Source organism: Tropicimonas sp. S265A, assembly GCF_049800835.1.
Lineage (GTDB): Bacteria > Pseudomonadota > Alphaproteobacteria > Rhodobacterales > Rhodobacteraceae > Dinoroseobacter.
The window spans coordinates 851,726-872,756 of record NZ_JBNAFU010000001.1 but is presented as its reverse complement, the minus strand read 5'-3'; the positions used below and the strand labels follow the sequence as shown (position 1 = coordinate 872,756).

29 protein-coding genes are annotated in these 21,031 nt (G+C 62.8%); 24 read left to right on the top strand and 5 right to left on the bottom strand.

The window, feature by feature from the left end:
- Positions 1-114: 114 nt before the first annotated feature.
- From rplI to rpsF, 3 genes are read right to left on the bottom strand one after another with little or no spacing between them, the layout of a single operon-like run.
- Positions 115-753: a 50S ribosomal protein L9 gene (gene rplI, locus ACP15N_RS04305; RefSeq protein WP_425090982.1), complete on the bottom strand. Its 639-nt coding sequence runs from the start codon at positions 751-753 to the stop codon at positions 115-117.
- 12 nt (positions 754-765) lie between these two features.
- The gene (gene rpsR, locus ACP15N_RS04300; protein WP_005982441.1) at positions 766-993 is read right to left on the bottom strand and encodes a 30S ribosomal protein S18; all 228 of its coding nucleotides are present in this window, start codon (positions 991-993) and stop codon (positions 766-768) included.
- A 29-nt stretch (positions 994-1,022) separates the two neighbouring features.
- Complete coding sequence (gene rpsF / locus ACP15N_RS04295) at positions 1,023-1,376, bottom strand: 30S ribosomal protein S6 (RefSeq protein WP_425090981.1); 354 nt, start codon at positions 1,374-1,376, stop codon at positions 1,023-1,025.
- A 253-nt stretch (positions 1,377-1,629) separates the two neighbouring features.
- On the opposite strand from rpsF, the gene ACP15N_RS04290 reads away from it, so the two are divergent.
- The 3 genes from ACP15N_RS04290 (at position 1,630) to ACP15N_RS04280 (ending at position 4,100) form a co-directional block, all read left to right on the top strand.
- Positions 1,630-2,298 (top strand): hypothetical protein, encoded by a 669-nt coding sequence (locus ACP15N_RS04290; protein WP_425090980.1) that lies wholly within the window; start codon positions 1,630-1,632, stop codon positions 2,296-2,298.
- Between the two features lie 128 nt (positions 2,299-2,426).
- Complete coding sequence (locus tag ACP15N_RS04285) at positions 2,427-3,359, top strand: hypothetical protein (RefSeq protein ID WP_425090979.1); 933 nt, start codon at positions 2,427-2,429, stop codon at positions 3,357-3,359.
- Between the two features lie 153 nt (positions 3,360-3,512).
- The gene (locus ACP15N_RS04280) at positions 3,513-4,100 is read left to right on the top strand and encodes a YceI family protein (protein WP_425090978.1); all 588 of its coding nucleotides are present in this window, start codon (positions 3,513-3,515) and stop codon (positions 4,098-4,100) included.
- 57 nt (positions 4,101-4,157) lie between these two features.
- On the opposite strand, the gene ACP15N_RS04275 is transcribed toward ACP15N_RS04280, so the two are convergent.
- Both ACP15N_RS04275 and ACP15N_RS04270 read right to left on the bottom strand, forming a co-directional pair.
- Complete coding sequence (locus ACP15N_RS04275; RefSeq protein WP_425090977.1) at positions 4,158-4,565, bottom strand: hypothetical protein; 408 nt, start codon at positions 4,563-4,565, stop codon at positions 4,158-4,160.
- Positions 4,566-4,689: 124 nt separating this feature from the next.
- Positions 4,690-5,925, bottom strand: a complete 1,236-nt coding sequence (locus ACP15N_RS04270; RefSeq protein WP_425090976.1) for a cytochrome b/b6 domain-containing protein — start codon at positions 5,923-5,925, stop codon at positions 4,690-4,692.
- Positions 5,926-6,086: 161 nt separating this feature from the next.
- Between ACP15N_RS04270 and fabD the strand changes: the two genes are divergently transcribed.
- The 21 genes from fabD to ACP15N_RS04165 all read left to right on the top strand — a co-directional run bounded on the left by fabD (position 6,087) and on the right by ACP15N_RS04165 (position 21,030).
- Positions 6,087-7,034, top strand: coding sequence for an ACP S-malonyltransferase (gene fabD, locus ACP15N_RS04265; RefSeq protein ID WP_425090975.1), 948 nt, complete (start codon positions 6,087-6,089; stop codon positions 7,032-7,034).
- The gene (gene fabG, locus ACP15N_RS04260; protein WP_425090974.1) at positions 7,034-7,771 is read left to right on the top strand and encodes a 3-oxoacyl-ACP reductase FabG; all 738 of its coding nucleotides are present in this window, start codon (positions 7,034-7,036) and stop codon (positions 7,769-7,771) included. The genes fabD and fabG overlap by 1 nt, the downstream gene beginning before the upstream one ends.
- A gap of 187 nt (positions 7,772-7,958) precedes the next feature.
- A complete protein-coding gene (locus tag ACP15N_RS04255) occupies positions 7,959-8,192 on the top strand; it encodes an acyl carrier protein (protein WP_425090973.1) in 234 nt (77 codons plus the stop codon).
- 180 nt (positions 8,193-8,372) lie between these two features.
- A complete protein-coding gene (gene fabF, locus ACP15N_RS04250) occupies positions 8,373-9,635 on the top strand; it encodes a beta-ketoacyl-ACP synthase II (protein ID WP_425090972.1) in 1,263 nt (420 codons plus the stop codon).
- On the top strand, positions 9,635-10,789 hold the full coding sequence (gene mltG, locus ACP15N_RS04245) for an endolytic transglycosylase MltG (protein WP_425090971.1): 1,155 nt from the start codon (positions 9,635-9,637) through the stop codon (positions 10,787-10,789). Before fabF ends, mltG begins: the two co-directional genes overlap by 1 nt.
- 166 nt (positions 10,790-10,955) lie before the next feature.
- Positions 10,956-11,294: a hypothetical protein gene (locus ACP15N_RS04240; RefSeq protein ID WP_425090970.1), complete on the top strand. Its 339-nt coding sequence runs from the start codon at positions 10,956-10,958 to the stop codon at positions 11,292-11,294.
- On the top strand, positions 11,242-12,585 hold the full coding sequence (locus ACP15N_RS04235; RefSeq protein ID WP_425090969.1) for a DNA-packaging protein: 1,344 nt from the start codon (positions 11,242-11,244) through the stop codon (positions 12,583-12,585). The genes ACP15N_RS04240 and ACP15N_RS04235 overlap by 53 nt, the downstream gene beginning before the upstream one ends.
- A 95-nt stretch (positions 12,586-12,680) precedes the next feature.
- The gene (locus tag ACP15N_RS04230; protein WP_425090968.1) at positions 12,681-13,877 is read left to right on the top strand and encodes a phage portal protein; all 1,197 of its coding nucleotides are present in this window, start codon (positions 12,681-12,683) and stop codon (positions 13,875-13,877) included.
- The gene (locus ACP15N_RS04225; protein ID WP_425090967.1) at positions 13,874-14,128 is read left to right on the top strand and encodes a GTA head formation protein, RCAP_rcc01685 family; all 255 of its coding nucleotides are present in this window, start codon (positions 13,874-13,876) and stop codon (positions 14,126-14,128) included. Before ACP15N_RS04230 ends, ACP15N_RS04225 begins: the two co-directional genes overlap by 4 nt.
- 10 nt (positions 14,129-14,138) lie before the next feature.
- A complete protein-coding gene (locus ACP15N_RS04220; protein ID WP_425090966.1) occupies positions 14,139-14,708 on the top strand; it encodes an HK97 family phage prohead protease in 570 nt (189 codons plus the stop codon).
- A 14-nt stretch (positions 14,709-14,722) separates the two neighbouring features.
- Positions 14,723-15,940: a phage major capsid protein gene (locus ACP15N_RS04215; RefSeq protein ID WP_425090965.1), complete on the top strand. Its 1,218-nt coding sequence runs from the start codon at positions 14,723-14,725 to the stop codon at positions 15,938-15,940.
- 157 nt (positions 15,941-16,097) lie between these two features.
- A complete protein-coding gene (locus ACP15N_RS04210; protein ID WP_425090964.1) occupies positions 16,098-16,688 on the top strand; it encodes a head-tail connector protein in 591 nt (196 codons plus the stop codon).
- Positions 16,685-17,026 carry a head-tail adaptor protein gene (locus ACP15N_RS04205; protein WP_425090963.1) on the top strand — a complete coding sequence of 114 codons (342 nt, stop codon included), beginning with the start codon at positions 16,685-16,687 and terminating at the stop codon, positions 17,024-17,026. The genes ACP15N_RS04210 and ACP15N_RS04205 overlap by 4 nt, the downstream gene beginning before the upstream one ends.
- Positions 17,023-17,433, top strand: a complete 411-nt coding sequence (locus ACP15N_RS04200; RefSeq protein WP_425090962.1) for a DUF3168 domain-containing protein — start codon at positions 17,023-17,025, stop codon at positions 17,431-17,433. Before ACP15N_RS04205 ends, ACP15N_RS04200 begins: the two co-directional genes overlap by 4 nt.
- Positions 17,434-17,453: 20 nt before the next feature.
- Positions 17,454-17,867 carry a phage major tail protein, TP901-1 family gene (locus ACP15N_RS04195; RefSeq protein WP_425090961.1) on the top strand — a complete coding sequence of 138 codons (414 nt, stop codon included), beginning with the start codon at positions 17,454-17,456 and terminating at the stop codon, positions 17,865-17,867.
- Positions 17,868-17,872: 5 nt separating this feature from the next.
- A complete protein-coding gene (locus tag ACP15N_RS04190) occupies positions 17,873-18,199 on the top strand; it encodes a gene transfer agent family protein (RefSeq protein ID WP_425090960.1) in 327 nt (108 codons plus the stop codon).
- The gene (locus ACP15N_RS04185; protein WP_425090959.1) at positions 18,196-18,402 is read left to right on the top strand and encodes a rcc01693 family protein; all 207 of its coding nucleotides are present in this window, start codon (positions 18,196-18,198) and stop codon (positions 18,400-18,402) included. Before ACP15N_RS04190 ends, ACP15N_RS04185 begins: the two co-directional genes overlap by 4 nt.
- Positions 18,395-19,063 (top strand): phage tail tape measure protein, encoded by a 669-nt coding sequence (locus ACP15N_RS04180; protein ID WP_425090958.1) that lies wholly within the window; start codon positions 18,395-18,397, stop codon positions 19,061-19,063. Before ACP15N_RS04185 ends, ACP15N_RS04180 begins: the two co-directional genes overlap by 8 nt.
- 10 nt (positions 19,064-19,073) lie before the next feature.
- Positions 19,074-19,706 carry a phage distal tail protein, Rcc01695 family gene (locus ACP15N_RS04175; RefSeq protein WP_425090957.1) on the top strand — a complete coding sequence of 211 codons (633 nt, stop codon included), beginning with the start codon at positions 19,074-19,076 and terminating at the stop codon, positions 19,704-19,706.
- Positions 19,703-20,590 (top strand): DUF2163 domain-containing protein, encoded by an 888-nt coding sequence (locus tag ACP15N_RS04170; protein ID WP_425090956.1) that lies wholly within the window; start codon positions 19,703-19,705, stop codon positions 20,588-20,590. Before ACP15N_RS04175 ends, ACP15N_RS04170 begins: the two co-directional genes overlap by 4 nt.
- Positions 20,587-21,030: an NlpC/P60 family protein gene (locus ACP15N_RS04165; protein WP_425090955.1), complete on the top strand. Its 444-nt coding sequence runs from the start codon at positions 20,587-20,589 to the stop codon at positions 21,028-21,030. The genes ACP15N_RS04170 and ACP15N_RS04165 overlap by 4 nt, the downstream gene beginning before the upstream one ends.
- Position 21,031 lies beyond the last annotated feature (1 nt).

Sequence of the window (21,031 nt, the reverse complement as noted above, 5' to 3'; positions counted from 1 at the left end):
TTCGACTGGATGCAAAAGTTAAATTTAAACCCTAGGTTGTATCTGCTTGCCGCACCGGCATGAAAAAGGCCGCCAGTGCGGCGGCCAGTTTCGATCTTGCGTGCGTGCGTCCGATCAGGAGGGCTGGTCGTCCGTATCGTCGTCGGACGGTGCGGCAGCTTCGCTGCTCCGTTCGCCGAGTTCCTCGTCCTCTTCGGTTGCGGCTCCGATATCGTCGAACAGTTCCGCGATTTCGAATTCCGCAGCGGCCTCTTCCTCGGCGGCCAGTTCCTGGATCGATTTGCCGGACGCCTGCAGCTCGGCCTCTTCCGCCGAACGGGCCACGTTCAACACGATATCGACCACGACCTCCGGGTGCAGGGTCACGTGGACCGTATGCAGCCCAAGCTCCTTGATCGGGCGCGAAAGGGAAACTTGCTTGCGATCGACCGAAAACCCGTCCTCGGTAGCGGCTTCCGCGGCGTCACGGGTCGTGACCGAACCGTAAAGCGCGCCGGAGTCGGACGCAGAGCGAATCACGATGAACTGCTGTCCATCGAGCTTTTCACCCAGCGACTCGGCCTCTTTGCGGGTTTCGAGGTTGCGCGCTTCAAGCTGGGCTTTCTGCGCTTCGAACTGCTGAATGTTGGTGTCTGTCGCGTTCAGCGCCTTGCCTTGCGGCAAAAGGAAGTTGCGCGCATAGCCCGGCTTTACATCAACCACTTCGCCCATTTGGCCAAGCTTTGCGACGCGTTCCAGAAGGATGACTTGCATGTGCTCAGATCCTTATTTCACGGCGTAAGGCAGGAGTGCCAGAAACCGGGCGCGCTTGATCGCACGGGCCAGTTCGCGCTGTTTCTTGGCGGAAACGGCGGTGATGCGGGACGGGACGATCTTGCCGCGCTCAGAGATATAGCGTTGCAGGAGGCGCGTGTCCTTGTAGTCGATCTTGGGTGCATTGTCGCCCGAGAAGGGGCAGACCTTGCGACGGCGGAAAAATGGTTTTGCAGCCATGGTTTAGGGTCCTTATCTCAAGCGTTGGATCAGCGGCGTTCGCGGCGTTCGCCACGTTCTTCGCGCTTCTGCATCTGGACCGACGGGCCCTCGGCGTGATCGTCGACCTTGATGGTCAGAACACGCATTACGTCGTCGTGCAGACGCATCAGACGCTCCATCTCCTGCACGGCCGGCGCCGGGGCGTCGGTGCGCAGATAGGCGTAGTGGCCCTTGCGGTTCTTGTTGATCTTGTAGGCCATCGTCTTGAGGCCCCAGTACTCACTATCGACCAGCTTGCCGCCGTTGTCCGAAAGGACGGTGCCGAAGTGTTCCACCAGGCCTTCGGCCTGCGCGTTGGACAGGTCCTGACGCGAGATAAAGACATGCTCATAAAGGGGCATGCGTTCTCCAGTTCTATAGCGCGTGTTTCATAGTGCGGCGATCGCAGGTCCCGGGCCGCACACGAGAGGCCACGCGGGGTCAATCGGTTCGGGACCAGCGCTGTGTACCGATTGTTGCCGAAAGCGCAAGGGTGAAGTCGGCTTCGGGGGAACTGAGCATGGGCCTTGGCCAGTTTAGCCATATTTGCCGAAAATTATGCGAGAATTGGTCCGTCGCCGGTAAAGTCCCTCCACTTAGTAAGAGTGTGAGTTCATGAAGTATCCAATGCGTCCCACCCGATCTGCGCGGGGCCAGGAAATGTGCGACTGTCCGCGCTGTTTTGGCGGCTTTGCCAAGTGCCAGTCAGGAGCCGTGGCGGTGGATTTCCTGCCGCTGACCTGCGCGGTCATAGGCCTGTGCGTTGCGGTGTTCTCGTTTCTCAGTGTGTCACTGGAGGCGCCATCAATGCAGGTCGTCGACGCGTTGGATAACGTGGCGATCGAGACGACGCTGAAGCCTGCGCCGTCCAAGACCAAACCAAGCATGGCCGCCGTGCCGCAGGTGGACCAACCGGCCCAGGGCAGTGCGCCGTCTACCGGGCCGTCGGGCGCAGCGACGCCCGAGCCATCGGACCAGACACCATCCAACACCACCCCCCCGGCCTCGTCTGCGCCCAGCAGTGGAAGCGGTGGAAGCAGCGGCGGTGGGGGTACCACGGTCGTCGGCGTCGGGCTCGTTTCCGGATCAGGCGGTGGTGGCACTGGCTCTGGCGGCACGGGTGATGGGTCTGAACCGGGCGACGGGTCGGTTTTCGGGGCCGGAGACGGGCTGACCCCGGATGCAGAGGATACAGAGACGGGCGGCGGGACCGGTGGGGCCTCGGGCGGTGCAAATACGGTCGCCGAACAACCGGCGACCCTGAACGTGGGCGCGCGCAGCTGACCTCCTGACTGCCTGAGGGGTGGGCAGTCCTGCCCGACAGAAACCTCAAGATGGGCCAATTTCAGTCAACGCATCGGCCATTTGTGCTGACAGAACAACTTTAGTTCGAATTTTACAGAGTTGTCGTCATGCCCGTACCGAGTGTCGTGAAAGCCCTTATGCCCAAATGGAATGAACGCGGGTCGTTCAAGTCACGGCACGCAAGCCGGGCGGCGTGGTTCATGCGTGGCGAAAGCGGCGCAGTTACCGTGGACATGGTGCCGCTGACCTTCTTGACGATCGTGCTGATGGTCGGCGCTGTCGAGGTGGTGCGCAGCAGCACGCAGACGCCAAGCTCCGGCACCTCGCAGGCGCTGTCCAACACGATGCAGGAAGCAAGGGACATCGAAAAGCGCGGTCGCTCCGACGCGGGTGGTACGCAAGTCGCCAGCGCAACAGGGCCAAGCGGCGCACCAACCCCACCGCCCTTGGCGCGGTCAGGCGGCAAGTCGGGGGGCGGGGCTGCTGGTGGCGGCAGCGCGGCAAATACTCCACCGACCTCGCCGATTCCGGCTTCGACCGGTGGTAGCGGCGGAAACGCAGGCTCTGGCGGGGGCACAACGGCCTCGAAACCGGGCAATGGCGGCCCGGCAGGCGCGGCCTCGAGTGGCGGAAGTGGCAAATCGGCCAGCAAATCCGGCGGCGGCAAAAGCAAGGGCGGATCGGGCGGAGGATCGGGCGGCAGCGGCAGCCTCGGCGTCGGAAACCCCGGTAACAACAAGGATGTTGGCAAGGCGGGTGAGAATCCCGACGGATCCGGTACCTGGGGCGGCGGCGCGCAGGGCAAGAGCGATGGCAAAACCCCGGACCCTGCTACCAACGGGGTGGTCCCGACGGACCCGGCGAACCCGTCCGCAGCGCTGGCCAAGAATTCGGGCGGATCGGCCTACTCCTTGCCGGATCCTGCAAGCGCGTCCCAGAGCGGCACCAAGACCAAGTCGTCTACCTCTGCGACGAAGCAGAACAACAAAAACAAGAACAATAATAAGAAAAAGAACACGCGCGCCAAGTCGAAGAAGTGAAAACCCTCCGCGCTGGGGGCACAGGCATAACGGCGTTGCAAAGGCTTTGGCACGTGCGGAAATGCGCACAAAGTCTGTTCTTCTTTCGCCAATTGCTGATTTTTCTGAAGACGCCATTTTCACGTCATCTTCTGTTTCCAAAGGACATGACGCATGAAACTTCTTCCCCTTTCCGCCGCCGCTCTGATGGCGCTTGGCACCACTGCGTTTGCTGACGATCACACCGCGCAGAAATACATTCTCGACGCCTCCCACAGCCAGATCGTCTTCTCGTACGATCACCTTGGCTACTCGACGACCTACGGCATGTTTTCGGGGTTTGAAGGCGAGATCATGTTTGACGCTGAGAACCCCGCTGCGTCCAGTGTCACCGTTTCGATGCCCGTCCGCTCCATGATCACGGGGTGGGAACAACGGTTCGCCCACTTCATGAGCGACAATTTTTTCGACGCTGACGATGCGGAGATGGTGTCTTTCGCATCCACCACCATCGAAGTCACCGGTGAGGACACCGCCCTGATCACGGGCGATCTGACCCTGAACGGCGTCACCAACACCGTGGTTCTGGACGCGAAACTGAACGCGAAAGGCATGCACCCGATTGAGAACAAGGAGTGGGCTGGGTTCGATGCCACCACGACCCTGATCCGCTCCGACTACAACGTCGGTGCCTTTGCCCCGTTCGTCAGTGACGAGGTCGAAGTGCTGATTTCCATCGAGGCGATGATTGCCGACGAATAAGGCTGTCAAACCCTCACCACTCACGAAACGCCCTGACCTCGGTCGGGGCGTTTTCGTTTATCCGCCCGCCAGTTTGCGCGTCAGCGGCTGCGGGGGCGGACGATTGCGCAGGTAATGCGTCATCTGCCAGCGGGTCAGAAAGTCGAGCTTGTATACCGCGTAATCTACGTTGGCTGCCTTCGCGGCAGAGCGGATACGGTACTCGAACGGGCCTTCGCGCCCATCTGTGTCGATCAGCGTGACTTGCGGGATCTTGCCCGTCAGGTGCGCCGCAAAAAGTGCTTGTTGCACGCTGTCCAGCGATGAGCGCCGGTCAAGACCGACCTCGATCACCGTGTCCTCGGTGACGCAATCGACCCGGATATGGTGCAGGTCATAGCCCACGCTGTAGGGCACCGGATGTTCCGGAGCGCCGCCGAGCATCAGCGTACAGAGAATGGGGATAAGGTCGGCTTCAAACGGCATCTGGTCCTCGCTGCCCGAACCGTACGCTATTTGTTCTCTGACGTTAAGACTTTGTTAAGAAATTGGTGAAGCAGAGGTTAACTCGCCCGCGCGCCACGCCGGGCGGACGGGCTGTTGGGGTGCATCAGGGGGCCTTGGTCGCGGTCAACTGTGCCGAAACGGTGACTTCCAGGCCGACTTGCGAGCCGTCGGGATAGTTCGGCCCGATGTCGAATGCGAGACGGGGCAGGACGAGTTCGCCGGACATGGTCGCTGTTCCGTCCGTGATCGACAGGGTAAAGGGCAGGGTCACGGGCACCTCCGTGCCTTTGAGGGCGAGTGTTCCCGTCGCGAGGTGGGTCGCGCCCTCTGTCGTGTCATCCGGGGTGATCTCTGCGGTAAAGATGGCCGTTGGGTGGGCATCCGCTGCAAAGAACTCCGTTCCCAGCGCCTGCCCGGTGACTTGGCCCAGCGCAAGGCTGCCGATCGCAATCGTCACCTCGACCGTTCCGGTGCCGGAGGTGTCATCATAGGCGATGGCGGCTGTCCAATCCTCGAACGACCCGCTGATCGGCTGGCCCATCTGGGCGACCGAGAACCCGAGCGTTCCGTCCTGCACGGTCCAGTCTGAGGCGACCTGTTCGAGTGCAGGTGCGCCGGGACGCGTTTCCGAGTGGGAAAAGAGACCCAACGCCGCCCCGACACCGACAGCGGCAAGGAATGCGGCAACGGCGCCAAACGGGGGCAGCAGGCCGGTCCGGTGCGGTTTCAGGGCCGGTATAGTCACAGCGCCCGGCAGCATGCGCGCAAGCGTCACGTCACGGTCGACAAAGCGGTGCTTGAGCGCCCCTGCAATATGAAGAACCAAGGATATGATCAGAACGCGCTCGAAGATCACGTGCAGGGCGGCGAAGGTTTCCGCAAGCTCGTCGGATTTCGGCACGAATGGCAGGTTCTGCCCGAACGGCCACCAGATCGGAGCGAACCCGGTCGTGGCGGCGTGGTGAATCCAGCCCGACAAGGGCACCAGTACGATAGCCCCGTAGAGTGTGAAATGGACGACTTCGGCGGCCAGTGTTTCGGCCTTTCGGTCAGGGTGAAGGGGCGCGGGGCGCGGTTGTGTGACTGCCCATGCAATCCGTCCCAGCGCAACAAAAAACGCGGTGATACCCACCGTTTTATGGATCGAGAATACCAATGCCTTGCGGGCCAGCTCCTCTCCGGTCTCGAACGGCATGTTGTTGGCGACAATGCCCAGCGGGATCGCGGTCAGGATAAGCAGCGCGGTCAGCCAGTGGAACGTCTTGGCGACACGTCCGTAGGTGTGGACGCTGTTTTGCAGGGGTGCGGTCGCAGGTAAGGGGGAGGTGGCGCTCGACATCGGAACACTCCGGGTTGCTTCGACACAAAGGTATGCGGATGGGGCGCGTGTGCAATCGCACCAGCAGCACAGTTTTTGTGCGTCGATTGGTAACCAAGGCGCAGATTGCCAGTGCCCGGCGGCTCTTGTAAGCACCTCCAAACGACAAGGAGGAGGTCAGCATGACCCGCGCATTCGTATTTCCGGGACAGGGGGCACAGACCATCGGCATGGGGCGCGACCTTGCGTCGGCCTATCCGGCTGCACAGGCCGTCTTTGACGAGGTGGACGCGGCGCTCGGTGAGAAATTGTCCGATCTGATCTGGGACGGGGATATCGACACGCTGACGCTGACGGCAAACGCACAGCCCGCATTGATGGCAACCTCCATTGCCGCGATGCGCGCGTTGGAAGCAGAAGGCTTCGGGCTCGGAGATGCCGCGTTTGTCGCGGGCCACTCGCTTGGCGAATACTCCGCACTTGCAGCAGCGGGGGCCTTGAGTGTCCGTGATGCAGCCGTGTTGCTGCGGGCACGCGGAACGGCCATGCAAAAGGCGGTCCCCGCGGGAGAGGGGGCGATGGCCGCAATCCTGGGGTTGGATCTGGACGCGGTGCGCGCCGTCGCGGCGGAGGCAGCCGAAGGTCAGGTATGCGCTGCGGCGAATGACAATGATCCGGGGCAGGTCGTGGTCTCGGGCCATCGCGCGGCGGTGATGCGCGCGACCGAGATCGCCAAGGAGAAGGGCGCGAAACGGGCCGTGATGCTGCCGGTCAGCGCGCCGTTCCACTGTGCCCTGATGCAGCCGGCGGCAGACGCGATGGCCAATGCCCTGCAAGAGGTCAGTATCGCTGCGCCGAAAGTACCTGTCGTCTCGAACGTACGGGCCGAGGCCGTGAGCGACCCGGCGCTGATCCGCGAGTTGTTGATCGAGCAGGTCACCGCTGCGGTGCGCTGGCGCGAGAGCGTGCAATACATGGCGGCGCAGGGTGTGACAGAGATTTGGGAGGTCGGCGCAGGCAAGGCGTTGATCGGAATGGTTCGCCGTATTGACCGGTCGATCGCGACACGTGCGATCGGGTCTCCGGCGGACGTAGACGCCGCGGTTGCGGCAGGCAAGGAGCAGGCCTGATGTTCGATTTGGAAGGAAAGTCCGCGCTGGTCACCGGGGCGTCCGGAGGGATCGGGGCCGAGATCGCCCGCGGTTTGCATGCACGCGGGGCAACGGTCGGACTGTCGGGCACTCGGGAGACCCCCTTGGAGGCGCTGGCGGCAGAACTCGGCGCGCGCGCGCATGTGCTGCCGTGCAACCTGAGCGATTCCGAGGCGGTCGAAGCTCTGCCCAAGGCGGCCGTTGCGGCCATGGGCGCGATCGACATTCTGGTCAACAATGCCGGCATTACGCGCGATAACCTGTTCATGCGGATGTCCGACGACGAATGGCAAGCGGTTCTGGACGTGAACCTGACCGCAACGATGCGCCTGTGTCGCGGCGTGTTGCGCGGCATGATGAAGGCACGCTGGGGGCGGATCGTGAATATCAGTTCCGTTGTCGGCGCCACGGGCAACCCCGGTCAGGGCAATTACGCCGCCTCAAAGGCCGGGATGGTCGGCATGTCCAAGAGCCTGGCCTACGAAGTGGCCAGCCGTGGCATCACCGTGAACGCGGTTGCTCCGGGGTTCATCGAAACCGCGATGACAGAGAAACTGACTGACGATCAGAAGGGTAAGATCCTTGCGCAGATCCCGGCTGGCCGCATGGGCAGCCCCGCGGAAATTGCCGGTGCTGTCGTCTATCTGGCCAGCCCCGAGGCGGGTTATGTGACCGGCACGGTTCTGCATGTAAACGGTGGTATGGCCATGATCTGAGGCGGTTTGACCCGGTCTCGTTTCGGGCCGGGGAAAGCGTTTGCCTTTGGAGACTCGTGTGATATAGGGCGCCCAGCTTAGACGCAGGGCGGCCTGAATGATCCCGACCGCGCAGCAAGCTTTGCCCGAACCCGGGCGGCATTGAAAACATCGGGCACCGTCCCGAGACTACGGATGAGGACTTGATATGAGCGACGTCGCAGACCGCGTGAAAAAGATCGTTGTAGAGCACCTTGGTGTCGAAGAAGGCAAAGTGTCTGAGAACGCTTCGTTCATCGATGACTTGGGCGCGGACAGCCTGGACACGGTCGAACTTGTGATGGCTTTCGAAGAAGAGTTCGGCATCGAGATTCCCGATGACGCGGCGGAGACCATCCAGACATTCGGCGACGCAGTGAAGTTCATCACCGAAGCGTCCTGATCCGAGGGATCTGACAGAGATTTCGCAGCGGCGCCTTTGGGCGCCGTTTTGCTTTTTGCGGATTTCGCGCCGCGCCGGACACAGTCAAACCCTGCCGACGGCCAGGATGTGTCTTGTTCCCATGCGGGCAGCGCGTATATCAAATGCGCGAAACAAGAAACGTGAGACGAGGGGGCGAGGATGCGTCGTGTAGTCGTGACAGGGTTGGGAATGGTGACCCCATTGGCAAACGGGGTGGAGGAAACATGGGGTCGGCTTCTGGACGGTCAGTCCGGTGCCGGTCCGATCACCCGCTTTGACGCGTCCCACCTCGGTACAACCTATGCGTGCGAAATTCCGCGCGGCGACGGGACCGGCGGGACCTTCAGCCCCGATGATTGGATGGCGCCGAAAGAGCAGCGCAAGGTCGATGAATTCATCCTCTACGCCATTGCGGCAGCAGATCAGGCCGTCGCCGATAGTGGCTGGGAGGCCTCGACCACGGAGGCGCAGGAGCGCACGGGCGTGATGATCGGGTCGGGTATTGGCGGGTTGAGTTCGATCGCGGACACAGCGGTTCTGCTGAAAGAACGCGGACCGCGGCGTGTCTCTCCGTTTTTTATCCCAAGTGCGCTGATCAATCTTGCCTCGGGGCAGGTGTCCATCAAGCACGGGTTCAAGGGGCCAAACCATGCGGTTGTGACCGCATGTTCAACCGGGGCGCACGCGATCGGCGATGCGGCGCGACTGATCGCGCTGGACGATGCGGACGTGATGGTTGCCGGGGGCGCGGAGAGCCCGATTTCCGAGATCGGCATTGCCGGGTTCAACGCCTGCAAGGCGCTGAGCACCAAGCGCGCGGACGACCCGAAAAGCGCGAGCCGCCCTTGGGACAAGGACCGCGACGGCTTCGTCATGGGCGAGGGTGCGGGCGTTGTTGTTCTGGAGGAATACGAGCACGCCAAGGCGCGCGGTGCCAAGATCTATGCGGAGGTCGTAGGCTACGGCCTGTCGGGCGATGCCTATCACATCACGGCCCCGTCGGAGACCGGAGAGGGTGGGGAGCGTTCGATGCGCGCTGCCATCAAGCGCGCCGGGATCACCGGAGCGGATATCGACTACATCAACGCGCATGGAACATCGACCATGGCCGATACGATCGAGTTGGGCGCGGTTGAGCGGGTCCTCGGCAACGCCGTCGGCGAGGCCACGATGAGTTCCACGAAATCCGCGACCGGACATTTGCTGGGGGCCGCAGGTGCGATTGAAGGGATTTTCTCGATCCTGGCGATCCGCGATCAGGTCGCGCCGCCGACGCTGAACCTTGACACGCCGGACGTGGATACCGCGCTGGACCTTGCGCCCAAGGTCAAGCGGGAACGCGAGATCACCTACGCCTTGTCGAATTCGTTCGGTTTCGGTGGCACCAATGCGTCGCTTGTGGTGGCGCGGGTGGACCGCTGATGTGGCGAGCGCTTGCCTCCAATGTGCTGACGATCCTGATCGTGGCCTTTCTGGCCCTGATCGGGATCATCGCCTGGGGTCAGAGAGAATACACTGCACCGGGTCCGCTTGCAGAGGCGACGTTCTTCGAGGTGCCGCGCGGTGCAAGCCTCACCCGCGTTGCGGATGATCTGGCTGAGGCGGGTGTCATCTCGTCGCCGACGATTTTCAGGTTGGGGGCGCAGTATTCCGAGTTGGATGATGACCTGAAGTTCGGCAATTACGAGGTTCCGGCCAACATCTCGATGGAGGAGGTGCTTGGACTGCTGACGCAGGGGGCGGCTTCATCCTATCGCTACGTGGCAACGTATGTGATCCGTGTCGCCGATGCGGAGTTACGCTTGCGTGAGCGTATTCCGGGTCAGGACCGGGTCGTGGATATTGCGGTTTTTGGTCCTGATGATCCGGTTCCTGCGGCTTATGCCGATCTGGTTCAAGCGGGCACGCCGGTTGCCTATCGCGTGTCGATCGCAGAAGGGGCGACCAGCTGGCAGATCACGGATGCCCTGTCGAAGGCCGAGTTCCTGACCGGCGAGATCGGCCCGCTTCCGCCAGAGGGCAGTTTGGCCCCGGATACATACGATGTTACGCGCGGCACGGAGCGAGCCGCCTTGCTCGCCCGCATGAGTGCGGCGCAAGAGCGTATTCTGGCGGAGGCGTGGGCTGCACGAAAGGACGACCTGCCGGTGACGACGCCGGAGGAAGCGCTGATCCTTGCGTCGATCATCGAGAAGGAAACTTCCGTCCCTGATGAACGGGGCGTAGTCTCTTCGGTGTTCGTAAACCGATTGCGCGAGGGGATGCGGCTGCAAACGGATCCGACCGTCATTTACGGGGTGACGCGCGGTGTGGGAACGCTGGGTCGGGGTATCCGGCAGAGTGAACTGAGAGGCGAGACCCCTTGGAACACCTATGTGATTCCCGGGCTTCCCCCCACGCCGATTGCCAATCCGGGCCGAGACGCGATCTTTGCCGCGGTTAATCCGGACGATACGGACTACATCTTTTTCGTCGCGGATGGCACGGGTGGCCATGCTTTTGCAGAGACTCTGGCGGAGCACAATCGCAATGTGTCGCGGTGGCGTGAAATCGAAGCGGAGCGGCGTGCGAACTGACAGGTTCAAAAAAATTCGCACAACCTGTAGTTTATGTCTTGACTCTGCGAACGCCCTAGAGTATACCTTCGGGCAAGCTAGAAGAAGTGGGCGAACGACCCGGGGGCACCCTCGCGGTCGTTTTTCTGTTTTTACTCGTGCGGCAAGCATGAGAGGCGAATTATCCATGGTCACGGATATCGGCGCGGGCGAGCCCGTGAGCCTTCTGGAAACGGCGACCGACCAGGTCAGCTACCTCCGGAGGCGTTTGCACACGGCTATCACGAAGCTTGAAGACATCGCCAAGACCGGCGCCGGGGACCGCATCAGTCGGACGGACCTACAGCGCCAACTCAAGGACTTACGTGAAGCCACATCGATGGCAATGCGGGAGGAGACACGCTTTGCAGAAGAATGCCGCAAGCTCTCTGGTGAGTTACAGCCAGGATACTACGACACGGCCGCTGCCGAGCTTGAGGTTCGGGGCCGATTGGCTCGCCTCAGAAAGGCCCGAACTGACGGATGAGTTCTTCAAAGGGCTGAGCGCCCACGCGCGCTCTGCGCTGCCATACCTGTTCGAATTCTGGGCCCTGCCGCACCAGTTGCCCCCCGAGGGCGCGTGGCGGTCCTGGGTGATCCTGGGCGGGCGAGGCGCGGGCAAGACCCGCGCCGGGGCCGAGTGGGTGCGCGCGCAGGTCGAAGGCCCCCGGGCCGAGGATCCGGGCAAGGCCCGGAGGGTCGCGCTGGTTGGCGAGACGCTCGATCAGGTCCGGGAAGTGATGATCTTCGGCGACAGCGGGATCATGGCCTGTTCACCGCCGGATCGCCGTCCCGAATGGCAGGCAGGTCGTCGACAGCTTGTCTGGCCGAACGGGGCGGTCGCGCAGGTGTTTTCGGCCCATGATCCGGACAGTTTGCGCGGCCCTCAGTTTGATGCCGCCTGGGCCGATGAATTGGCGAAGTGGCGCAAGGCTGAAGAGACCTGGGACAACCTGCAATTCGCGTTGCGTCTTGGCGAGGCACCGCAAGCCGTGGTCACAACCACCCCGCGCAATGTGGACGGCTTGAAACGCTTGCTGGATGCACCGTCCACGGTGATGACGCATGCGCCCACTGAGGCCAATCGCGCCTATCTTGCGGCGAGCTTCATAGAGGAGATGCGCGCACGGTATTCGGGCACACGGTTGGGGCGTCAGGAACTGGAAGGTGTTCTGCTGGGAGATGTCGAGGGTGCGCTCTGGACGACTGCGGCTCTGGAGGGGGCACGGATCGAGACCCCGCCGACGTTGGATCGCATCGTTGTCGCCGTGGACCCGCCGGTGACAGGGAACAAGGGGTCGGACGCCTGTGGCATCATCGTTGCCGGCGTGGTGTCCACCGGTCCCAAGCAGGACTGGAAAGCCTACGTTCTGGAAGATGCCACGGTTGAAGCCTCTACTCCGTTGCAATGGGCGCAGGCCGCGATTGACGCCTGCAAACGGCACGCAGCTCAGCGGCTGGTCGCGGAAGTGAACCAGGGCGGAGATCTGGTGGAAACGGTCCTGCGCCAGCTTGAGCCGCTCTTGTCCTACAAGGCGGTGCGGGCGGCGCGCGGCAAGGCGGCCCGCGCGGAACCCGTTGCGGCGCTTTATGAACAGGGGCGTGTGCATCACGTGCGCGGCCTTGGGGCCCTGGAAGACCAAATGTGCCAGATGACGACCCAGGGCTTTCACGGCTCGGGCAGCCCCGACCGCGTCGATGCGCTGGTCTGGGCCTTGCATGACCTGATGATCCTGCCGAGCGATCACTTGGCCAAACCGCGCGTTCGCACGCTCTGATCCAACGCGACTGACGGCGGCTGTGCTGGCTCGCGCCCTTTGGGGCGCGATCTGGTTTCGGTTGCCGCGGCGTGTCTCACGAAGGGGGCATCCTTATGGTGTTCAAACTGTTTCGACAAAACGCGGCGCCTGAAGGCACTGCACACGCTGCGCCGACGGGGGCAAAGGCCTCTGCCACGGGGCGGCTCATGGCGGTGGCGTCGTCGGGCCGTGTGGCATGGACGCCGCGCGACACCGGATCGCTGACTCGCAACGGGTTCAGTGGCAATCCGGTCGGGTTTCGCGTGGTCAAGATGATCGCCGAAGCTGCCGCTGCGCTACCGCTGACGTTTCAGGACACGGAGCGCCGGTATGAGACGCACCCTTGGATCACCCTGATCGGGCGACCGAACATCGGGCAGACCCGCGCGGAGCTGCTTGAGGCGCTTTATGCGCAGATGCTCCTGTCCGGGGACGGCTATGTCGAGGCCGTGTTCGCAGACGGTGCGTTGCCGGCGGAACTGCATGTGTTGCGGTCTGATCGGGTCCGGATCATGCCCGGCGCGGATGGTTGGCCTGCGGCCTATGAGTACAGCGTTGGAGCCAGCAAGCACCTGTTCCAGGTCGAGGCCGGGCGAACCCCTGTTTGCCACATCAAGGCGTTTCACCCACAGGACGATCATTATGGCTTCTCGCCCATGCAAGCAGCCGCCACGGCGCTCGATGTGCATTCATCCGCCACGCGCTGGTCGAAGGCTCTGCTGGACAATGCCGCGCGCCCGTCCGGGGCGCTGGTCTATCGTGGTGTGGAGGGCGATGGCAGTCTGAGCCCCGAGCAATACACCCGGCTCGTCGATGAGATGGAAAGCTATCACCAGGGCGCGCGCAACGCGGGCCGTCCGATGTTGCTGGAAGGCGGGCTCGACTGGAAACCGATGGCCTTCAGCCCGTCGGACATGGAGTTTCAGAAAACCAAGGATTCTGCGGCGCGCGAGATTGCGTTGGCTTTCGGGGTCCCACCGATGCTGCTGGGGATCCCCGGCGATGCCACCTACGCCAATTACCAGGAGGCAAACCGGGCGTTCTATCGCCTGACGGTTCTGCCGCTTGCGCACAAGGTCACCGCGGCCTTGGGTCATTGGTTGTCAGAGCTCGCCGGGGATCAGGTGGCCATTGCCCCCGATCTGGACAAGATCCCGGCGCTGTCGGCGGAGCGCGATGCGCAATGGGCGCGGGTGGCCGGTGCGGAGTTCCTGAGCCCGGCCGAAAAGCGCGCGCTGCTTGGCCTGCCACCGCAGGAGGCTGCCGAATGAGCGCGGATGGGCGGCTTGGCGGTTTGGCCTTGGGCGAGACAGTCGAATGCCGCCCCGGAGAGTGTGGGCGGGCCTATGAATTGCGCGCCAACGAACGTGTCGCGCTGCAGCGCTGGGCGACGCTGGAGTACCGCCTACAGGTGATCAACGAAACGCTGGAACGGCTGGAGAAGCGGTTCTGGGCGCTGGTGTTCGGCATCGGTGCAGTGGTGCTGGGCACCTCGGCGCTGACGCTGGTGGCGCCGATTTAGGAGACATCACATGAGTGAACACGGCCAGGGGCCCGTTGCATGCAGCGGGCTGGAGGTGAAGTTTTGCCAATTCGGTGACGATGTCGCCCTCGGCGAGGATCTGGCGATCGAGGGCTACGCAAGCCTGTTCGGTGTTGAGGATCAAGGCGGTGATATCGTGGAGCGCGGTGCCTATGCGGCCTCGCTCGCGGCGCTTCGAGCCAAGGGACGGACCGTAAAGATGCTGTGGCAGCACGACCCGGTTCAGCCCATCGGCGTGTGGGACGAGATCCGCGAGGACGAGACCGGTTTGTGGGTCAAGGGGCGTCTGCTGTCCGAGATCGAAAAGGGCCGGGAGGCTGCGCGCCTGATCGAGGCGGGTGCGCTGGACGGCCTGTCCATCGGATATCGCACGAAAAAGGCCACCCGAGACGGGCAGGGCCGCCGCCGTTTGGCGGAAGTCGAGCTTTGGGAAGTCTCTCTGGTGACTTTTCCGATGCTGCCCGAGGCGCGCCTTGGCGCGAAGTCGGGTGATCCGGAGGCCGAGCTGCGGTCTCTGGCCGAGGCGCTGAGACAGGCGCGCGCGGCGCTGGGCCGCTGAGAAGGAGTTCAGCCATGGAACATAGAGAAGGCGCTGAGACGCCGGACACGTATGCGGCCCGGGACGCCGCGGCGTCGGAGACCTCTCCGATTGCTGAAGTCTCAGCCGAGCTGGCGGCCTTTGTCCGCGAGATCAAAGGCCGAGAGGCCGAGATGAAATCCCGAGTTCAACAACAGGAAGAGCGACTTCAGATGCTGGATCGTAAATCTATCTCCCCCGCGCGTCCCGCGCTGTCTGGCGCCGTGAGCGAAGCGGCCCCCCACCAGAAGGCGTTCGATGCCTATCTGCGCACCGGCGACGATGACGCCCTGCGCGGCCTTCAGATCGAAGAGAAGGCCATGTCCTCGGCCGTTGCGGCCGATGGCGGCTATCTGGTCGACCCGCAAACCGCGGAGACTGTGAAATCGGTGCTCAAGTCCCAGGCCTCGCTGCGCGCAATCGCCTCGGTCGTTGCCGTGGACGCAACGGCTTACGACGTCTTGATCGACCACACCGAAACCGGTGCGGGCTGGGCGTCCGAAACCGCCGCCACCGGTGAGAGCGACACGCCGCAGATTGACCGTATCTCGATCGCGTTGCACGAGTTGTCGGCGTTGCCGAAAGTATCCCAGCGCCTGCTGGATGATGCAGCCTTTGACATCGAAGCCTGGCTGGCGGGCCGGATCGCGGACAAGTTCGCGCGCTCCGAGGCGGCGGCGTTCGTGAACGGTGACGGCATCGACAAGCCTGCGGGTTTCCTGACGGCTCCAAACGTGGCCGACAGTGCCTGGGCCTGGGGTAATCTGGGCTACGTCGCGACCGGCGTTGACGGTGGCTTCGGGGCGGTTTCGCCCGCGGATGCGCTTGTCGATCTGGTCTACGCGCTGGGTGCACGTTATCGGGCCAACGCAACCTTCGTGATGAATTCGAAGACCGCGGGTGTTGTGCGCAAGATCAAGGATGCGGACGGTCGTTTCCTCTGGTCTGACGGTCTGGCTGCCGGGGAGCCTGCGCGCCTTGTCGGGTACCCGGTTCTGATCGCCGAAGACATGCCGGATATCGGGTCTGACGCCACGGCCATCGCGTTTGGCGACTTCTCCGCAGGCTACACCATCGCCGAGCGTCCGGACCTGCGCATCCTGCGTGATCCGTTCTCGGCCAAGCCGAACGTTCTGTTCTACGCCACCAAGCGCGTAGGCGGCGGTGTCACCGATTTCGCGGCGATCAAGCTGCTGAAGTTCGCTGTCAGCTAAGGCGTCCAAGCCCTTCTGATTGCCCCGTTGTTCCGCCTTCGAGGCGGAGCCCTGGGCGTGCGCACCTGAGCGGTGTTTCTAGCTGTTCCCTCCGTCCGAGTGGCGCCGCGCGCACGCCCTTGCCCCCGGCAAGGACTGTCCGATTTGGAGACCGTTTATGAACATAGTTGAAGAGACCTCGGTTCCTGCGGAGGCCCTTCCCCTGCAGGCGTTCCGCGAACACCTGCGCCTTGGAAGCGGGTTTTCCGACGACAGCCTGCAGGATGCGCTGCTGGAAAGCACGTTGCGCGCCGCAATCGGGGCGATTGAATACCGCACCGGCAAGGCGTTGTTTCGGCGCACATTCGTTCTGCGGCTGGAAGAGTGGGCCAAAGGCACGTTCCAGCCGATCATGCGCGGCCCGCTTGTGCAGGTCGACGAGGTCCGCATCGTGACCTCGGGTGGAAGTGTAACCCCGGTCGCGGCGTCAACCTACAAGGTTGTCCCCGATAACTTCCGTGCGGGGATCGAGGCGCTGCAGACGTTGCCGACGGTGCCGGCCAACGCGCATATCGAGATCACATTCCAGGCCGGATACGGCGCAAACTGGCAAGATGTTCCCGAGAGCTTGGCGCAGGCAACGATGGTTCTTGGCGCGCATTTCTACGAAACCCGTGGTGGCGCACCCGATACCGGGTTGCCGATGCTGGTCCGGGTGTTGATTGAGGCGTTTCGCGACCTGCGTCTGTTTGGAGGGCGCAAGCGATGAAGGCGCCGCGTCTGACCCGGCCCTTGACGCTGGAGGAACGTCAGCAAACACCAGATGGCGGTGGTGGCTTTGTCGAGACTTGGGTGCCGCTGGGCACGCTGTGGGCGGAGGTGGACAGCCGGTCGGGGCGGGAAACCGGGCGGCGCCAGGCGGCATCAGTGTCGTTGACCAACCTGCGCATTACTGTGCGCGCCGCGCCCTTTGGTGATCCGAGCCGTCCCAAGCCCGAACAACGGTTTCGCGACGGTGCTCGCATCTACCGAATTCTGGCCGTTGCCGACAGCGACCCGCTGGCCCGGTATCTGATCTGCTATTCAGACGAGGAGGTCGCCGGATGAGTTATGCGAGTGCAAGTCTGTTGCAGGCCGCGGTTTATCAGACCCTTGCGACCGATCCGGCCGTCAGCGCCATGGTCGGCTCCGCGATCTACGATCAGGTGCCCGCCGGCACCTTGCCCAGCACGTACATCACGCTCGGCCCTGAAACCGCAACACAGGTAAGCGATCGCACTGGCCGCTCCACGCGCCATGACTTCTCGATCAGCGTGAATACCGATGCGAGCGGCTTTCTGTCCATCAAGGATGTGGCCGGAGTTGTTACGGATGCGCTCCAGGATGCGACGTTGGTTTTGCCGAACGGGGCCGTCAGCGTGCTTGAGTTTCAGCGGGCGCGCGCCCGCCGGATTGGAAACGGCGCGCTGCGCCAGATCGACCTGCGGTTTCGCGCGCGGGTCGACCTCGATTAACCCTTAAGTTGGAGAGACCCATGGCTGTGCAAAAAGGCAAGGATCTTCTGATCAAGATCGATATGACCGGGACCGGGTCCTACGAGACCATTGCGGGTCTGCGGGCCACTCGGATCACTTTCAACACCGAGACGGTCGATGTTACATCGCTGGAGAGCGCGGGCGGCTGGCGCGAGCTTCTGGGCGGGGCAGGGGTCAAGAGTGCCTCGATCTCCGGGTCCGGTGTGTTCCGGGATGAAAGCACCGATGAACGCGCGCGTCAGATCTTCTTTGATGGTGAAATCCCCGCGTTCGAAGTGGTGATCCCGGATTTCGGAACCGTACAGGGTCCGTTCATGATTTCGGCGATTGAATACTCGGGCAGTCAGAACGGTGAGGCGACTTACGAGATGACGATTGCGTCTGCCGGGCAGCTGACCTTCACAGCGCTTTGATCCCCATGGCGAACCCCTACGCCGGAGAGGTTGCGCTGACCATCAATGGGGAGCCGCGCATCCTCAAGCTCACGCTGGGCGCGCTTGCCACACTGGAAGCCACGCTTGAAACCGACTCTCTGATTGCGCTCGTTGAGAGGTTCGAGGGAGGCGGGTACCGCGCACGGGATGTGCTGTTTCTTATCGAGGCAGGTTTGCAGGGCGGCGGCACCCCGATGAGCCTTGCAAGTCTGGCCGAGGCTGATTTTGAAGGCGGCCCGCTGGCAGCGGCGCGAGCAGCTGCTGTGCTGCTTGCCCGCGCATTTGCACTGCCGCCGGAGGTCCGGTCGTGACCGGTCTGGATTGGCCGGGTTTGATGCGCGTCGGGCTCAAGGGCCTTGGGCTGCGCCCGGCCGAGTTCTGGGCGCTGACCCCGGTCGAACTGATGGTTCTGCTTGGCGCGGATGGCAACGCTGATGCGCCGCTTGGGCGCAGCCGGTTGGAAGAGTTGATCCGGCAATTCCCGGATCGGACGGAGGACGACACAGATGAGTGACTTCGAAGAACTGGACGGGTTCGAAGCCCGGATGGCTGAACTGGACCAGACGCTTGGTGAAGCCGCAGCTGTCACGGCGACATTCGACGGCGAACTGCGTCGGGTGCGCGATGGCATGGTTTACACCGAGCGGGAGGCCGCATCGCTTGGCAATAGTGTTGGCAATGGATTGCGCCGCGCGTTCGATGGTGTGGCGTTCGAAGGCGACAAGCTGTCGGACTCGCTCAAGAACGTCGCACGCTCGATGGCAGACGCTGCCTATAACTCCGCCATGAAGCCGGTCCAGCAGGCGCTGGGCGATACGCTGACATCAGGTGTGAACAATCTGCTGTCGGGTGTGTTCGGTTTCTCCCACGGTGGGGCGTTTACCGAAGGCAAGGTTATTCCGTTTGCCCGGGGTGGGGTGGTGTCGTCGCCCACGACTTTTCCGATGCGTGGGGCAGCCGGCCTGATGGGCGAAGCCGGGCCTGAAGCGATCATGCCGTTGGCACGCGGGGCTGATGGACGCCTTGGCGTGCGGATGTCCGAGAGCCCGGGCGCCCGCCCGGTCCAGGTGGTGATGAATGTGTCGACACCGGATGTGGACAGCTTCCGGAGATCTCGCTCGCAACTGGCAGCAGACATGGGCCGTGCGCTGAGCCTTGGGCAGCGCAACCGCTAAGGAGACCGACATGCAGTTTCACGATGTGCGCTTCCCCGCAAACCTGAGTTTCGGCTCCCTTGGCGGGCCAGAGCGCCGTACCGAGATCGTATCGCTTGCAAACGGGTACGAGGAGCGTAATACGCCCTGGGCGCAATCCCGGCGTCGCTACGATGCCGGTGTCGGTATGAGGTCGCTGGATGATATCGAGCGCCTGATCGGGTTCTTTGAGGCACGTCAGGGACAGCTTTTTGGCTTTCGATGGAAGGACTGGTCGGACTTCAAGAGTTGCGAGCCGTCCAAGGATATTGCGTTCGATGATCAGATCATCGGAACAGGTGATGGTGTTGCCAGCGATTTCGGCCTGATGAAAACCTATAGATCCGGGGCGCAATCCTACGCCCGTCCGATTGCCAAGCCGGTGGCCGGAACGGTCAAGGTTGGTGTGAACGGAACCGAGATGACTGAGTCTGTCGATTTCACGATCGAGACCAACACCGGGCAGATCACCTTTGTCACGCCGCCTGCGCAGGGCGTACCTGTCTCCGCCGGGTTCGAGTTCGATGTCCCGGTGCGGTTTGATACCGAGCGGATTCAGACTTCGGTCGCCTCGTTTCAGGCTGGCGAAATCCCGAGTGTGCCCATTGTGGAGATCCGGCTATGAGCGCCCAGAGCGAGGCGCTCGAAGCGCACCTGGCCAGCGGCCTTACGACCGTGTGTCGGTGCTGGGTCATTCGCCGCGCCGACGGTGTTGTTCAGGGTTTTACTGATCACGACCAACCGCTGTCGTTCGATGGCATCGCGTTCTCGGCAAATGCCGGTCTTTCGGCTGCGGCCTTGCAACAGAGCACCGGCCTGTCCGTAGACAATACCGAGGCTGTTGGCGCGCTGTCGGACTTTGCGATCAGCGAACAGGATCTGCACGGCGGTCGTTACGATAATGCAGAGGTTGAAATCTGGTTGGTGAACTGGGCCGACACCGAAGCGCGCAAGCTCTCGTTCCGTGGCACGATTGGCGAGGTCCAGCAAACCGATGGGGCGTTTCGCGCCGAGCTGCGCGGGCTGGCCGAAACACTCAATCAGCCGCAAGGCCGCATCTACAGAGCAGACTGCACGGCGCTCTTGGGTGACGCTTCGTGCAAATTGGATATCGTCGCTGCGGATTTCTCTGTCGAGGTCGAGATTGCGGAGCCAACAGATGGCGTTTTGTTCCATTTGCCGGCTCTCGGGAATTTCGGTGCGCGTTGGTTTGAGCGCGGGGTTGTCGAGGTTCTGAGCGGGCAGGCCGCAGGGTTGAACCGGTCCGTCAAGAATGACCGCCGAATGGAAAGCCGGCGGGAGGTAGAGGTGTGGGAGAGCTTTACTCTGCCCATCGTCGTCGGGGACCGGATTCGATTGGTTGCGGGATGTGACAAGCGGGCGGAGACCTGCCGGTCCAAGTTCAAGAATTTTGCTAACTTTCAAGGGTTTCCGTTCATGCCGGGTGAAGACTGGTTGCTCAGCTATCCGACATCGAACACCAGAAACGATGGCGGGAGTCTGGTATGACCCGGGCAGCACATGCGGTTGTTGACGCAGCTCGACTTTGGTTAGGAACCCCGTACGTTCACCAGGCGTCTGTGCGTGGCGCCGGGTGCGATTGCCTCGGGTTGGTGCGCGGAGTTTGGGCCGAAGTCTTTGGTGCGGAGCCCGAGGCTGTGCCGCCATATACCCCCGACTGGTCGGAGCCACAGCGTGACGAAGTGCTATGGCGTGCCGCCGAGCGCCACTTGCAGCCCAAGAGCCTCGACCGCCCCGAGATAGGGGATCTTCTGCTCTTCCGGATGCGCGATGGATCGGTTGCGAAGCACCTTGGGATACAGTCCGTCACGGAGCCTGCCCCCATGTTCATCCACGCGTACGCGCGCCACGGCGTGGTCGAGAGCCCCCTGTCCGACCCGTGGATGCGGCGGGTCGCAGCCCGCTTTGAATTTCCCGAAAAGGTCTAGT